The 14,819-nt window shown below is 45.0% G+C and carries 12 protein-coding genes; 3 read left to right on the forward strand and 9 right to left on the reverse strand.

Translation table 11 applies throughout. The annotated features are described in order from the left end of the window. Positions 1 to 43: 43 nt before the first annotated feature. The gene (gene darG / locus P0M28_RS14835) at positions 44 to 1,093 is read right to left on the reverse strand and encodes a type II toxin-antitoxin system antitoxin DNA ADP-ribosyl glycohydrolase DarG (RefSeq protein ID WP_302210723.1); all 1,050 of its coding nucleotides are present in this window, start codon (positions 1,091 to 1,093) and stop codon (positions 44 to 46) included. Further along, positions 1,090 to 1,731, reverse strand: coding sequence for a type II toxin-antitoxin system toxin DNA ADP-ribosyl transferase DarT (darT, locus tag P0M28_RS14840; RefSeq protein ID WP_302210725.1), 642 nt, complete (start codon positions 1,729 to 1,731; stop codon positions 1,090 to 1,092). Before darT ends, darG begins: the two co-directional genes overlap by 4 nt. A gap of 386 nt (positions 1,732 to 2,117) precedes the next feature. Here darT and P0M28_RS14845 point away from each other — a divergent pair, with 386 nt between their 5' ends. After that, the gene (locus P0M28_RS14845) at positions 2,118 to 2,762 is read left to right on the forward strand and encodes a PQLLE family protein (RefSeq protein ID WP_302210726.1); all 645 of its coding nucleotides are present in this window, start codon (positions 2,118 to 2,120) and stop codon (positions 2,760 to 2,762) included. Between the two features lie 222 nt (positions 2,763 to 2,984). Here P0M28_RS14845 and P0M28_RS14850 read toward each other — a convergent pair whose 3' ends face one another. From P0M28_RS14850 to P0M28_RS14865, 4 genes are all read right to left on the reverse strand, one after another. Then, positions 2,985 to 3,944, reverse strand: a complete 960-nt coding sequence (locus P0M28_RS14850) for a sugar phosphate isomerase/epimerase family protein (RefSeq protein WP_302210728.1) — start codon at positions 3,942 to 3,944, stop codon at positions 2,985 to 2,987. A 278-nt stretch (positions 3,945 to 4,222) separates the two neighbouring features. After that, positions 4,223 to 4,768, reverse strand: coding sequence for a cupin domain-containing protein (locus P0M28_RS14855; protein WP_302210729.1), 546 nt, complete (start codon positions 4,766 to 4,768; stop codon positions 4,223 to 4,225). A gap of 47 nt (positions 4,769 to 4,815) precedes the next feature. Continuing rightward, positions 4,816 to 6,084: an MFS transporter gene (locus P0M28_RS14860; RefSeq protein WP_302210730.1), complete on the reverse strand. Its 1,269-nt coding sequence runs from the start codon at positions 6,082 to 6,084 to the stop codon at positions 4,816 to 4,818. A 1-nt stretch (position 6,085) separates the two neighbouring features. Continuing rightward, complete coding sequence (locus P0M28_RS14865) at positions 6,086 to 6,721, reverse strand: GntR family transcriptional regulator (RefSeq protein ID WP_302210731.1); 636 nt, start codon at positions 6,719 to 6,721, stop codon at positions 6,086 to 6,088. Between the two features lie 173 nt (positions 6,722 to 6,894). Here P0M28_RS14865 and P0M28_RS14870 point away from each other — a divergent pair, with 173 nt between their 5' ends. Both P0M28_RS14870 and P0M28_RS14875 read left to right on the forward strand, forming a co-directional pair. Then, entirely contained in the window at positions 6,895 to 8,376 is a 1,482-nt protein-coding gene (locus P0M28_RS14870; RefSeq protein WP_302210733.1) for a M28 family peptidase, read from the forward strand. A 135-nt stretch (positions 8,377 to 8,511) separates the two neighbouring features. Further along, on the forward strand, positions 8,512 to 9,468 hold the full coding sequence (locus P0M28_RS14875) for a hypothetical protein (protein ID WP_302210734.1): 957 nt from the start codon (positions 8,512 to 8,514) through the stop codon (positions 9,466 to 9,468). 57 nt (positions 9,469 to 9,525) lie between these two features. Here P0M28_RS14875 and P0M28_RS14880 read toward each other — a convergent pair whose 3' ends face one another. From P0M28_RS14880 to P0M28_RS14890, 3 genes are all read right to left on the reverse strand, one after another. After that, positions 9,526 to 12,846 (reverse strand): TonB-dependent receptor, encoded by a 3,321-nt coding sequence (locus P0M28_RS14880; RefSeq protein WP_302210735.1) that lies wholly within the window; start codon positions 12,844 to 12,846, stop codon positions 9,526 to 9,528. A gap of 193 nt (positions 12,847 to 13,039) precedes the next feature. After that, a complete protein-coding gene (locus tag P0M28_RS14885; protein ID WP_302210736.1) occupies positions 13,040 to 14,119 on the reverse strand; it encodes a purine nucleoside permease in 1,080 nt (359 codons plus the stop codon). Positions 14,120 to 14,219: 100 nt separating this feature from the next. After that, complete coding sequence (locus P0M28_RS14890) at positions 14,220 to 14,819, reverse strand: DUF6624 domain-containing protein (protein ID WP_302210737.1); 600 nt, start codon at positions 14,817 to 14,819, stop codon at positions 14,220 to 14,222.

The following is a 14,819-nucleotide window of genomic DNA, read 5'->3' on the forward strand; positions in this document are numbered from 1 at the left end:
ATTTTATACAACAAGTATATTATCGTATATATCTAAGCTTAACCTAATAGATTTGAAGCTGCCTTCCGTAATTCTCGAGCTGCTCATAGGCGAGATCTACATGATATTCATTAATGAGGGCTTTTTTTCTATCATTCCATTCACGTATTTTGTTTAGAACCTCTTCTCTCGTCAACTTTGGAGTATTCTTTTTGAGATAATGGACAGAGGAAAGTATTTCTAACGAAAACGTAGACTCGAATCCATCTATTACTCTGAAAAGATCATCGAGCCTTTGTCTTTGGCTTGCTTCTAGATTTTTATTTACGTACTCTTTGACTTCATCTAATTTACTGTAGTTAAGCTTCAACTGCTCGAACGGGCCAGCCTGCATTTGTTCTAACCCAGTCAAATAATTTCCATTTAATGCATACAAGACTTTCTCAACAGCTTGTGCATATGGCCCATAAGTATATGGTTCAAATTTGAGCCTGAGATTCTCTCCGGATTGTTGTAAAAAGTACATTATTTTGTTAGCTGTAAAAACTGTAGAATACTCTCCGAACTTCTCATATTTGAATAAAGCATACAGCAGCATTGCTCTGGCCGGAGTCAGCTTAACATTTTTTTTTGCGCTCTCTTTTTGCAATAGCTTTTTTATCTCTTTGTTGGGTTCGTAAATGATGATTTCAACACTATCTAAACTAGATAAGTACTGAGTCATGAGCTCTTTTACCTTATTCCATTTTAAGCCGCCATTTCCTGCTCCTAATGGTGGTAAAGCAATAGATTTAATATTTTTAGTTTGAATTACTTTGACTAGGTCTTCTAAACCTTCCTCAATGAATCTGTACTGAGATTTTCTGTACCAATGCTCTTTAGTTGGAAAGTTAACGATCGTCTTTTTTCCTTTCGTTGTTAGCTCATCATAGACAAACATTCTTCCGACCCTAACTTCACCACTCTTACAGGCTTTTGCATAAGCTCTGAAATTCTCAGGAAACCTTTCCTTAAACTGTAAAGCAATACCTTTGCCCATGACGCCCATCGTATTAACCGTATTTACGAGTGCTTCGGCTTCAGACTCAAGTAGATTACCCTTTATAAATTTCATAAGAAATAGAATTTCTTTTTTGGATTAATATAGACATTTAAACTTACTTGACAAGTATCAAGAATAGCTTTTACGCGCTTTTCAGCATTGGAGTTGAGAACAACAACGGCTTTTATTTTACTTGCTGGAACATGATTCAGTATTAAGAATTCTGAGTGTTTTTGTCTTATACGATCCTCATTACCATCAGAATTATCCGTTCTGAAATCTTCGGTATTTATGGACTTCCAGTCTAATTCATCAAGCTGGTCAATAGCATCATAGAACTTTGTAATTATTTTGGCTGCATTTCCGTCTGTAAAACACCACTGAAAATTGCCGTTCGCAAGATCCTGAAGCTTACAGCACAGGTATATTATATCTTCTTGCGGTTTTGTTGGCACACCGTATCCAGTAATTATATTGTAAAGCATTGGCGTGCGAACGGAAAAATAGAAAGGTACATAGTCGTTAACTACAGTTTCAGGGAAGCATCTAACAGTTCTATTATCTCGCTCATTGATGATCTCTGAATTTCCAATTACTACGCGATTTTCATCAATAGGAGCGGAATTTTTAGAAAAAAGCCCATTGGTTATATCTTTTTCTAAGTTATTGATTGGGATGATTCTATACACCCACTGCTTTGAGATATCCATATATACCTTGCAAAAATATGACCTGTACAAGCTAACAATCTTCTATGCAAAGAAACTCCAAAAATACCTATTGTTCACAGTTTTCTTATAACAGAGAATATTTGTAGGGTAGTGAATAACCTTTTCCACCCAAAGAAAACCGTTTTTCCCCAGTCAATGTAATGTTTCTTCCCGGAACAAATTATGGATGTAATGAATATGTAGGGTTTCTGGATGGAGGAAACTGCTTTTGAGGAGATGTGAATCGCTCACTTAACGGAGAAGAAAGTATTTGCCAATTTGCCCACAAAAATTACGGAAGTACAGATGCGTTTTCTCTTGCGTAGTAACATCAGTTAAGTCATGCGTTCTTTGTTATTAGTTTATTCACCCTAAATGGCATAGTTATGAACTTATACAAGAACGACGATTTGGTAGAAGCCACTAATCTGGCTATCAACAATACCTTGAACAATCCGGGTCGGCAGCAGCAGTTAGACACCTTCGGCTGGGGCGAGCCTCAGTTTACTACCGGAAAAAATCTGTTGAAGATTTACGAGCAAAGAGGAACGGCACAAACCCAATTGCAGAACGAGCAGTGGGCACTTTCTCAGCAAATCAACTCTGGTTTGCAGGCATTGGCCGAGCAGTTTAAGGAGCACGTCCGTATTGTACAGGTAGCTCTTCGTAATGATACTACCTTGCTGCATTCGCTAGAGATAGACCGATTGGCTCAGCGCCGTTGGGAGTTTGTTCGGCAGGCGGGAAATTTCTACGGCCAGCTTCAGGATCAAAAAGTATCGCTAGAAGCTTATGGCATTAGTAGTAAAGAGATACAGCAAAACTGTAGTGCGGCGAATGAACTGCTACAACTAAAAGAAGTTCGGGCCGACAAGAAAAGTGCTGCTGAGCAAAGTACCCAGGATAAACGAGAAGCGCAGGCAACGCTACGCATGTGGGTGAAGTATTTTCATACCATTGCCCGTATGGCATTCCGTAGTCAACCGCAGGCACTGGAAGCTTACGGTATTCGGGTACGAGCTACGGTGTAAGAAAGTGCTGGGAGATTTCTTAAATTCGCTAAACGATTATTATTAAGTACTCAAACATTTTTATCTTGACGTCATTACGAACGAGGTACGAGTGAAGTAATCTCCTCATCGTGGGGGAGATAGCTTCGTCGCTTCGCTTCTCGCTATGACGTATTCGATGTTAGTATAATTGTTCCCATTACTTAATATAATCGTATATAACTACTTCCCCCTCTTTAAGCGCTACAGCCGGTAAATCTCGTCTTTTACGAGTTGCATGAGGTCTATGTATTTTTCTTCGGCCATGAGGCGGCGGTACTTACTGCGGTCGAGTTTTTCTACTAGGTTCCAGATGGCCTGGTTCATTTCGGCGTGCTGGGTGAAGAAACCGACCATATCGAAGATACGGGGCGAGGCATCGGCGGTGAAGTATTTGTCGTACTCGTATTCTTTCGCGTAGAACAGAAATTCTACAGTATGTAAGAAGTTACGCGAGCCGCCTACCAAATCCCAGTCGAAGTTCCAGTCGTTATCGTTGGTGTGGAGGTAGAAGTCAATGCCTGATTCGGCGCAGAGACCCAGTACCTGAGCGGGGTTTTCTTTGGCTAGTAGTGAATGTCCGAAGTCAATGGTCACTCCGGTAGCTGCGTTCTGCACTTCCTTAAGTAGCACAATGGTTTTGGCACAAGAATCCACGTGGCAGTTTACCCGCGTCTCATTGATTTTGTACTCAATAAACAGTGGAATCTCCGGTAGGTAATCGGCTGCTTCGGCTACTGACTCAATCATGTTGCGCCAAGCTTTGGGGTAATCTACCTGAAAGAGATTGTCGAAGCCATCGGACAATGGGCAGCAGGTTACCAGTGGGGCACCTACCACCTTTGCGTAATCTTTCGCTTTTTTAATTACTTCCACTGCACCCTTTCGTAGCTCAGCCTGCGGACGGGAAAGTGCCCCCGGCACCCATTGGGTTTCTTTTTTAATATTAGCGTTGATGGCGGCGAAGGATAATCCCAGTTCGTCCATCAGGGCTTTGGTTTCCTGCGGGTCGCCGGTTTCGTAAGGATACACTACTTCTACTCCGGTTACTCCTGGAATTTTCTGTACCATCCGAAGACGTTCTTCCAGGTTGGTAGGTTGCTGGTATTCGGAAAAGCGATCCTGAGTTTTCCCCAAAAAGGCGGTGATAATGCTTTGTTTCATGGTTGACATGGCGATGAGTTTAAATAGTATCTAAGGTGATTTACAAATTAAGATTTAGTGGTTGCAGATTATAAGTGCTTGTTTTTCAGTGTCTCGCCCTTGAGCCGGTCTGGCGAGACCCGGGCAGGCTTTTACCGCGCCGCGTCGGCTTTTTCTATCGATGAAAAAGTAAGCAAAAAATCTAGGAAACCTTGAAATTGCACCGGCAACCCGCCACGTCCACGGTGGATCGCTACGCTCAGACAGCAAGGTTTCCCCTTAATGCTCAATAAATTAGATCAATCAACAATCTTTGTCTCACGCACAATATTGGGGTCAGAGAACTGATCTAGGGTGTCGCGTACTTTGGTAGAGAAGGAGTACATGATGGCTCCCTTCGCTCCGGCTTGAAACCAGTGTTTGGTGCCGGGAGGTAAAATCAACTGATCGCCCGGTTTCATATCTACCTCGTGGCGCATAGTGTAGTACTCGTCTTTTCCCTCTACAATAAATCCTTGCTGCAAAGTGTTATCGCCGGGAATATAGAAGTACAGATCGCCCCACAGAGCGCGGATCACTTCTTCTTTACCTGGATCATCTCCTACCGATGGGTGCCAATGCTCGGGTTCGGTCTGGTTAGGAAACAGTACCAGAATTTTTCCAGCGATGCGGTCGGTTTCAAACATGGTTAGTATTTGTATACCCTCCTGCTCGAGTCGGCTCAATCCAAAGTCAGCCGCGGCAATACTTTGCCCCTCTTCGTCGGTAATGAACAGTCCAGCTTGTTTGATAAGATCGGTGGCTCGCTCTTGTGCGGTGGCTAATTCTTTCTTTGTGATAGACATATTGATTTATATTAGTGGGTGTTGTGGGAACACAATTAATCGTGTTCTTACTTGTCATGTAGTTCTAAGGGTTTGTCAGAGCGGATAGACCACCACAGAGGAATCGCCAGTAGGTTCAAAATCGCGGTTACGTAAAAGAAGGTGACATCCGAACCAGTCAGTGACATCAGGTACGGAAAGGCTAGTGCCGTTACGAACGAGCCTAGATTACCCGCCATATTCATGGTACCGCTCACCGCTCCCGAATGTTCACGTCCTACATCTACGCAAGCCGACCAGGATGGGCTGAGCGTCATATCTGCGCCAAACACCGCCAGTGAAATAAAGATAATCGCGCCCAGCACATCGTCCATATATACACTGGCTAGTACGCCGACTGCCGCCAGTGTGAAGCCAATGATAGCGGGGAGTTTACGTGATAGCGACCACTTTCCCCGGCGGTAGATAGCATCCACCATCCAGCCGGACACCCAATTGCCTAGTGCTCCGAAAATTAACGGGGCCGATGAATAAAATCCGGCCTCAATAGCTTCCAGATTATACTTCACCTTCAGGTGGGGAAATAGCCAGGTTAGGCAGAAAAAGAATGTAAAATTACTGCTGAAGTATTGGCCCATCAGCAGCCACATTCCTTTGGATTTAAATAACTTACTGAAGGAAATAGCGGTCTTCTCCGCATTTTCCGAAGCAGTATGCTCCGCAATAAACTTCTGTTCCTCTTCTGATACTGCGTTATGCTCCGCCGGATCGTCGCGAAACCAAGCGTACCAGATTATCGCCCACAATACACCAATCACCCCTAGAATAACGAAACTCATTCGCCAGCCTACCTGACCAATGAGCCACGCAGCTCCCGGCAGGGCAATGGCTGCTCCAATCCGTCCACCTGAAAAATTGATCCCGTTTACGATGCCCCGCTCTCCTACTGGCACCCAGCGGAACACCGCCCGAGCAATACCCGGAAAAGCTCCGGCTTCGCCTACTCCAAAAAGGAATCGTACAACTAACAGTAAAAAGAAATTCCAAATGGCACCAGTCAAGGCTGTAAATACTGACCACACACTAACAACCAGTGTCAGAATTCGGCGAGCTCCAAAACGATCCGCTAGCAGTCCGGCAGGAGTCTGGAATAGCGCGTAGCCCAAAGCAAAAATAGATAGTACCCAGCCCATCTGTTTGTCGTTGAGGGAAAGGTCGGCACTTACCGGGTCTTTCGCTACCGAAATAAGAATGCGGTCAAACAACACAATCATTGCCAGAATGAACGTTGCCCCGACCATTTGGTATCGTACCGGAAAGGTTGGTTTGCGAGACATGCTAAGGCTGTTCGGCGATAAGTTTCTGGGAATGGATAAGGTGTTTTTTCATATGTAGCTTAGCTTCGTCTGGATTGCGGTTAGTCATGGACTCAATAATCGCTATGTGTTCGGGTAATGTTTCTTCCGGAGGGCGCACCAAGCCAATGCGGTCGATGTAAATAAGCAGATTACTCTGCTGAAAAAGCTTCCGCAAAAAATTATTTCCACACTGGCGGATGATAGTATCGTGAAACTTTATATCAGCAGTACGGTATTCCTGATAGTCAATAGGTTCAGTACAGCCGACAAAAGGGGCGAACAGATCGTATAATTTTTTGACAACAGCCGGACTCGCCCGTTGCGTAAACAGGCGAACTGCCGTGCATTCTAAGGCAATTCGGCAATCGTAAATCTCAATGATTTCTTCGTTGGAAAATTGCCGTACAATTACTCCCCGGCGGGGGATAGACTCAACCAGATGCTCAGCTTCCAGCATTTGTAAAGCACTGCGCAAGGGCGTTCGGCTAATACCTAGTTCATCGGCTAATTTATTTTGTACAATCTTTTGACCCGGGGTAAGCTTGTGCGACAGAATCATTTGCTTTACCTTTTGGTAGGCAGCCCTTTCTAGCCCATCTGAGGTTATTTTTTTCACGGTGTAATTATTCTATTTATAGCCGTTGTAAGAAGTTTTAATATTCTAATTTTTGTATACTGTATACAAAACTAACAATTCTACCCTACATTCAAAGGGTCGGTAACGATAGGTTTTGTATTAAAGCGATTTACTAGATTTTATGTAATTTAGCATCATTAACTCGCACTCTAATGCAGAAATTTACGCTCACTATTATTGGATTCTTTACGGGGCTTCTTGCTTTCTCTCAGGTAACTTCAAAAAATTCAATTCCTAATATAGTCAATCAATCACAAGTAGAGGCGCACGTTCGGTTTCTGGCATCCGATGAGCTGAAGGGGCGAGATACCGGATCGCCCGAACTGGATATTGCGGCTCAATATATCGCTTCCTACTTTCAGGGGTACGGTGTGCAACCTTTAGATAGTGCTAATAGCTATTTTCAACCAGTCTCTTTGTTTAATGAGAGTCCGCCTACGGCAGCTACGCTCTCTTTTCAGGGAGAAGAATTCCAGTTGGTTAAGGATATGCTGTTATTGGCCGGCGATAGCCTTAGTAAAGAGTCACCAACAGTGTTTGTAAACTATGGTATGCCTGAAGATTTGGAAGGGGTAGATTTAGAAGGGAAAATTGCAGTAGCTTTATTAGGCCGTCCTGGTGATACTAATCCCCAAAGCGCATTCTTCGCTAGCCCACAAAAGCAAGCTCAGGTTGCTGAGATGGGCGGAGTAGCACTGGTAGAATTGTACCGATCCGCCCAAGTTCCCTGGTCGCTGCTGGTACGTTATCTTAATAGCGATCAGATGAAGGTAGGGGGTGATGCTGAAGAAGAACTGCCAATCGTTTGGTTGAACGACGGGCAAAGTACGCTCAAGGGGTTGTTTGAAGAAAAGTCTGGCGAAATAGCTTCGCTCAATATTGGAAGTAAAATACGCCAGCCCGTGAACACTAAAAACGTAGTGGGGGTTTTAGAAGGCACTAATCCTGATCTCCGTAATGAATATGTTGTTCTATCAGCACACTACGATCACATTGGTGCAAACCCACAAGCAACTGGCGCAGAAGACTCCATTTACAACGGAGCGCGGGACAATGCTCTGGGCACTACTGCTTTATTAAGTGCTGCTAAGTACTTCTCGGAAAATCCACCTCAGCGTTCGGTAGTATTTTTGGCCTTTACTGCCGAAGAAAAAGGGCTGCTGGGTAGTCAGTACTACACTAAAAACCCACTAGTACCGATGGAACAAATAGTATTCAATTTAAACACCGATGGCGCGGGCTACAACGACACCACAAAAGTAACGGCAATTGGGCTGGAACGAACGTCTGCTCAGGAAGCGATTGCATCGGCGGCTCAGTCGGTAGGGCTAGCAGCTATTGGCGATCCGGTGCCGGAGCAAAATCTGTACGACCGCTCCGACAATGTAAACTTCGCCAAATTGGGGGTGCCATCGGTAACCTTCTCACCGGGAATAACTGCATTTGATGCTGAAATTATGAAGTACTACCATCAGGTGACCGATGAGGTTGGAAGCCTAAACTTTAGCTACGCCGAGCAGTACTGCGAAGCCTTCGTACAAGCTGCTGAGAACATTGCCAATCTAAAGAAAGCACCTACTTGGCAAGAAGGTGATAAGTACGAAGAAGCGGGCAAGCAGTTGTACGGACGGTAGGGAAGTTTCAAGGTTGCAGATTACACGCTAATAAAAAATTTTAGCTCTTCAAACTGTAGCACAATCTACCCTCTAGTAAAAACTGGAGCGTAATTTGAACGTAAGATTAGATACACTTATCAATCTGATTTTACGATGATCTCCTTGAAATACTTCTTCTGGTTTTTGCTCAGCACAGTACTGACAAGCTGCACGGTTGGTTATTTTCCAGATCGTAACAGCCAGAACATGCTGGTAGATTTCCCCCTTCTGCCCCACTCTGAAGAGATAGGCACGTACCTTCCTGGTGATTCGCTGCCTGCGGAAGCCTACATTCGGGTTGGGGTGCTAGAAGTAAGAGGCGGCGAATTTACCACTTACAACGAACTGATTCGACGAATGCAGAGGCGAGCGCAAGAGCAGGGAGTTGATGCCATCCAAATTCTTGACAAACAGCACTATATTGATGAATGCGACGGCTGCTGGGATGAAGTAACTACTATACTATCAGCCGTAGGGCTAAAGTTTACCAAGAACTTAGACTATCTGAGTGAATATCTTAAAGCGAAAGAAATCTATGCGCTTCATGATAACGATAGTAGTAAACAGGCAGGCAACTGGAACACAAAAGTGTGGTTCGATTTTGATAGAACCCCCACTGGTATAGAGGGTCAAAAAGATTACGCAACATTTATTGAAAGGTATTCGCTAGATTATTTACTGTACGAAGAAAATCGACGGTGGCGCTACGCAACAGATGAATACGGGCGGCCTCGGATGCGGGTTCGTACCCACGCTTCGGGAACACCTCATCTGCGAGTGTGGTTTACCTACGATGCAGTACGTCCAAGCCTGGTTCGTATTAAAGACTTGTCGAGCCGAGAGGAATCGTCTATTCAATTTACCTACGATACCTTCGGTTCTCTCATGAAAAAACATATCACCCTTCCGGATGGAGACGTGATTGAGCAAGTACCCACGTATGATGCTGAAGGAAAGCAGGTGAGTAGTGGGTATTATCGTATCCGGGAAGAAGAGCGAGAGCCTTACTTGCGGGTAGTGTATAAGTTTTACTCTCCCGACGATGTGAAGAAACAGCTTGTACTAAAATAAAATAGCGAAGCAGCACTGAGCCGCTTCGCTATCACATATCTCTGAGCTAGAAAATTTCTAGAAAGTGTAACGCACGCCAAACTGAGCAGCCCAGCGCGAGCCTTCTATGGTAGGAGATTGGTTAACATCCCACGGATCGCCCGGATCAGTGAATGAGTATACCGGACGGTTAGTAAACGCTCCATCTTGGTACTCAAAGCCTTCAAATTGCAGTAACTCAAACACGTAGCGGTTATCTCCACTACCCATGAAGTAACGTCGCCCCCAATTTCGGTTAATCAAGTTGCTCACGTTAAATATATCTAACGATAATTGTAGGGTATGCCGTCGTCCGTTAGCGGAGGTGATGTAAAAATCTTGTAGCAGTTTTAAATCAAATACGCTGGAAAACGGAACTCTGGAGCGGTTCTGCTCAGCGTACTGTCCACGGCGCTCGCTCAGGTAATCATCTCCTTCAATATAAGCATTGAGCTGAGAATACATCGCTTGCTCTTCTGCTTCATCAAATGCAACTCCTCCAAAAATCGGAACTTGCTCACCGTCATCATCTAGTACGAATGCCCCGTTTTGATCTCGCTCGAAGTCCACTACCTCTCGCTGCCCCAAAATAATATCTTCAGGTCCGTCCGGAATATAAATCAACGCTCGTTCAAATTCCTGATCGTCTTCGTTAAGTAGTGCATCGCCCCCTCGGTATACATAAGAGAATGGTTCACCCGACTGACCATTATAAAACAGTGAAACGGTAGTGGCCATAAAACCCGCGTACTCCTTGCGGTACGAAAGTGAACCGGTTACCCGTGAACCAACATCAAAGACTGAGCGGCCCACCATTGCATTGTTCCTTCCGGTTAAGCTGTAGGCTTGTCGCCAATTGGTGGCATTAATGAAGCCCCGCCCATCCAGCAGCGACTCCGCCCGAGTGAAGGAGTAAGCGATGCTACCCCCAAAGCCATTCGTTGCGGGCTTTTGAAGTTGTACCGTAGCATTCCAGGTGTAGCCTTCGTTGGTGTTGTCTACCAGCGAGATGAAAGAGTAGGTATCATCAATAAGATTTCCGGTAAATATTTGTCGGTCATCGGGAGTGCCCTCTAAGCGTCCAGAGAAGCTAGGCTCTAGATTAACGTTCTGAACCGAAATATTATTTAGGGTTTTGGTGTACATAAACTCAGCCGAGGCTAGTAAGCCCCAAGGCAGTGCCTGATCTACCGCAATATTGGTTCTAAATACCTGCGGATACTTAAAGTCTTCCACAAACAAATCTACGTCACCAGATGGCCCGGCATCTCGGTTGGCAAGGTTATCCCGCCATTCGTCGGGAGTAGCGTAGAATGGACCGAACGTACCTACAAATGAACTGTTGAGTCCATTACGAATAAACATGCCTCCTGGCCACACCCAAGGTACCCGGCTGGTAAAGATCCCGAGGCCACCCCGAAGTTGGGTACTTTTCGTTCCAGTTACGTCCCAATTAAATCCCAAACGCGGACTCCAGAGCACTTGGGTAGCAGGAGTTTGACTAGCCCGAGCTCCCTGTAAGTCATACCCAGCATCTTCAATCAAATCAACGGTTACTTCATTGAACTGCGTATTGTTTAGTGGAGGATCTTCTAAGAATACCGGAATATCGGCACGTAAGCCTACAGTTAACTTGAAATCGCTATTAAACTGAATTTCATCCTGAACGTAAAACGCCATTTGCAGTGCGTTAAATGTTGGGCCTAAGTTGCTGGCATCATCTCCCAAGCGGATTTCGGATTGACCGGGAGCTAGCTGCTCATGACCAAACAGGGCAAAGCCGGGTGCACCGCTGGTGAAGGCCTCTAGTGAATCATAAAAATAGCGAGGGGTAGAGAAAACTGTGAACAAGTTTTCTATCTGGAAGAACTCATTGTGGGTTCCTAGGGTGAAAGTATGCCGACCTTTGTACCAGTTGAAGTTATTGGTTAAAGTGAAAACATCCTGGAACACTACGTTAGAGTACGAGAAGTTATCGCTTCCCACGTGAATAACGGCAGGATTGTCACGAATTTCAATCTTAGGAAAAGGATCACCTAATAATTCCCGGTCGTCCCGTACTCGGGTGTAACCCAGGATTAAGTTGTTGGAGTAACTGTTGCCAAAATTACTTTTTAGCTCAATAGCGGTAGAGTTCGTCGTAGTCGGGAAGGCGTTTCCGGTATTGAAGAAAAAGATGTCGCGACTAGTTGGGCGGTTAATCCGATCGGTATTTCCAAATACGTAACTGTGGCGAGCACTTAGCTTATGGTTCCGATTGATGTTCCAATCAAGTTTAGCGATTACCTTATCGCTGTTTCGGGTTTGAATATTATTGAGGTAGCCACCCGGATTGTAGCCGTATTCATTACCCAAATAGTTTACTAGCTGATTTATATCCGCAGCGGTAGCACTTCCTTCGTACTCCTGAGGAATGAAGGGAAATGGTTCTTCTTCACGAAGTAACTCTACATTAGTAAAGAAGAATAATTTATCCTTCACAATCGGCCCACCCAAACGGAAACCGTAGGTATTTACTGAGAAAGGTGCCAAACGAGTACGTTGGTCATCAGGAATATCACCAGGGGTTTTACCCGCTAAATTTTCGTTGCGGAAGTAGTAATAGGCTGAACCCTCAAAAAAGTTTTTACCACTGCGGGTTACGGCGTTGATTCCGCCTCCGGCAAATCCACCTAGGGTTACATCGTAAGGGGCGACCACTACCTGAATTTGCTCTAAGGCATCCAAACTAATCGGTGAAATACCGGCTTGTCCACCATTTGTTCCTGAATTCGCTAGGCCGAATACGTCGTTGTTCACGGCTCCGTCAATATAAATCGTATTAAAGCGATTGTTGACCCCCGCGATAGAAATTCCACCATTGGTAATATTAGCCTGAGGAGTCAGGCGGGTAAAGTCATTCAAATTACGGTTTACGGTAGGGAGGTTCATGATTTGCTCCCGACCAATATTCGTTTCTGCCCCAGTGCGATTACCATCAATCAGGCCACCAGCGGATATAACTACATCTTGCAACTGTGTGGTTGATTCGCTCAATACAACGTCAGTGTTGAAGGTTTGCCCTAAGTCCAAGTATATTCCTTCTTGTACTAAATTGTCGTAGCCAACGAAGGAAACGGTAAGAGTGTATGGTCCCCCTACCCGCATATTGGCAATTCGAAAGAAACCGGTTCCGTTGGTAGCATTGATGTATTCGGTGCCGGTAGGTTCGTGTACCACCTGTACACTAGCTCCTGGAATAGGGCCCCCATTTTCGTCGGTCACCTCACCATTCATGCTAGCGGTGGTGCTTCCCTGTGCCCAAGCAAGCTGGAGGCCAAGTCCTAAAATACAGATTAAGGAAAGTAGAATTGTTCTCATCAGAATCAGATTAGGTGTAAACCGCAATATTACGAAAATTATACTCTTTGAGGAAAGAATACTGAAAAGGAACGTCGGGAAAGTTACATTTCACCAATTAGTGAAAACAAAAAATTTACTTATTTGCAAAACATTATTTTGATATAGCTGCTCTTTTTAAAATATTTTGAGAATTCGTGTTGCACCATAACCCTTATTGCAAATCTTCTACGGTTGGTAATTTTTCTTGATACTGCTCCCAGTTTTCTACTAAGTTCCGTACTACCTCACTGCCGACTAGGTAGGCTGATTCTAGTGAGGGGATGAACCCTGAGTAGCCCTGGTTTTCGTTCTGCATACTTTCGGCTGCGGTCATCTCATCGGGCGGCATGGTGAAGTTACTAGCGGTTCGCAGTACTAGTAGTCGGCTGGCATCTACTTTTCCGGCGTTATCCAGCAACTGTAGCGATTGGGCGGTTCCGGTGTCTTCCATTGCTGAAGTAACAAACTCCCCCTCTCCTCGCGTCCAGTAGCGTACCCAACGGTCAGCCCAAGTATCCATCATTTTGCCGTGCCAGAAAGTCATGGCGGCTAAGTGGTCGCCCTTCATCACCGTGGGTGATTGTTGAGCAGCGGGGTAGTTCTCGTAGCTAGTACGCAGCTGCTGCAAATCTTCGGTATCCTCTAATTGAATATCTTTCGTAAGTTGATAAGCCCACTCGGTTAAGCCGGGGTTGAGTTGAAACACCGCTCCACTCTCAGGGCTAGGAGTTTCTTCCGGAAACGGCTCAGTTTCACGTAGGGGAAAAATTCCGGTTTCCCAATCATCGGGAATTTCTCGGGCATCAATCTCGTGCATCAGGTCACCGTCTACTAGCCACTCCGCCCAGGCAGCGGAACCCAACGGCATATCTTCGGGATCAGCCCCCGCAATTCCGGCTACTACCCAATAAGCTTTAGTAAGATCGAAGCGGGAGTCCATACCTAGCGCCATAATGGAAGCAGCGGAGTTGATACTTCCTACTCCGGTAGTAATCGCCAGCACGCCTTGCTCAGCATTATAGTACAAATCCTGATTGCCTTGGGGAAACGCAATGGCAGTAGAAAACGGAAAACGTTCTACCCAATACTGTAACTCACCCGGCTCATCGCCCTGCGCTTCACCCCGCTCAAACATGGTAACGACGACTACTTTAATTGGCATAGGTTCTTCGGAGGGAGCATCAGTCGGAGCAGAACTTTCCGGCTGACAAGAGAAAAAAATTAGTGATAACAGGAAGGTTAGTAGACGCATATTATTTAGTGTTAGAGTGCGGAGTGTTAATGTGTTCGGGTGTTCATGAATCTGATGGCTGTACTAGCTATGTAGTGTGGTATTTCGTAGGGGTCAGTTTTTATTTCGTCCAACCAACTGCTTTTTTCCATTCTTCAACATCCTCTCTCCTTTTGTCGAGATCGGCTGGCGGTGATTGATCTTCACTCTTCGCCCGTCCTCTTATAATCGCTGTTTGTTCTTCGATGGTGTTAAGGCCAAGAGATTTTCTTCTTTGATTCACTTTATTTAGGTCATCAAAAGTTTGTGGGCTTAATTTTCCGTTTTCGTCCCAATCAAACTGAGTTCCGTAGCGTTGTGGTCGGTCTTCAAACACAGCTATTCGGTCGGTTAAGTACGCTAAGTTTCTTGGGCTGGCTTTATCCTCGCTAACGGCATCTGCCAATAGTTTTACACATCTTCTCATAAAGTTGGGTCGGCTGATAGCGTGTTGTATAACCAACCAAGCCGCTTCACTAGCTTCTTTGCCTACTTTATCAATTGTCGGATAACCGATGGTGTCTATTATACTATTTAGTATTTCCGCATTTCTGTTGTGCAGCTTCTCCATTTCTTCGTTGTACCCGTTTCCAAGTTGCTCGCTTTGAATGAGTCTTTCCCGAAGTTCCAAGTCCGCATTTTTCAATCCAATTATTCTTTCGGCAATGCTTTTATAGTCCAT

This window comes from Tunicatimonas pelagia (assembly GCF_030506325.1).
In the GTDB taxonomy this organism is placed as follows: domain Bacteria; phylum Bacteroidota; class Bacteroidia; order Cytophagales; family Cyclobacteriaceae; genus Tunicatimonas; species Tunicatimonas pelagia.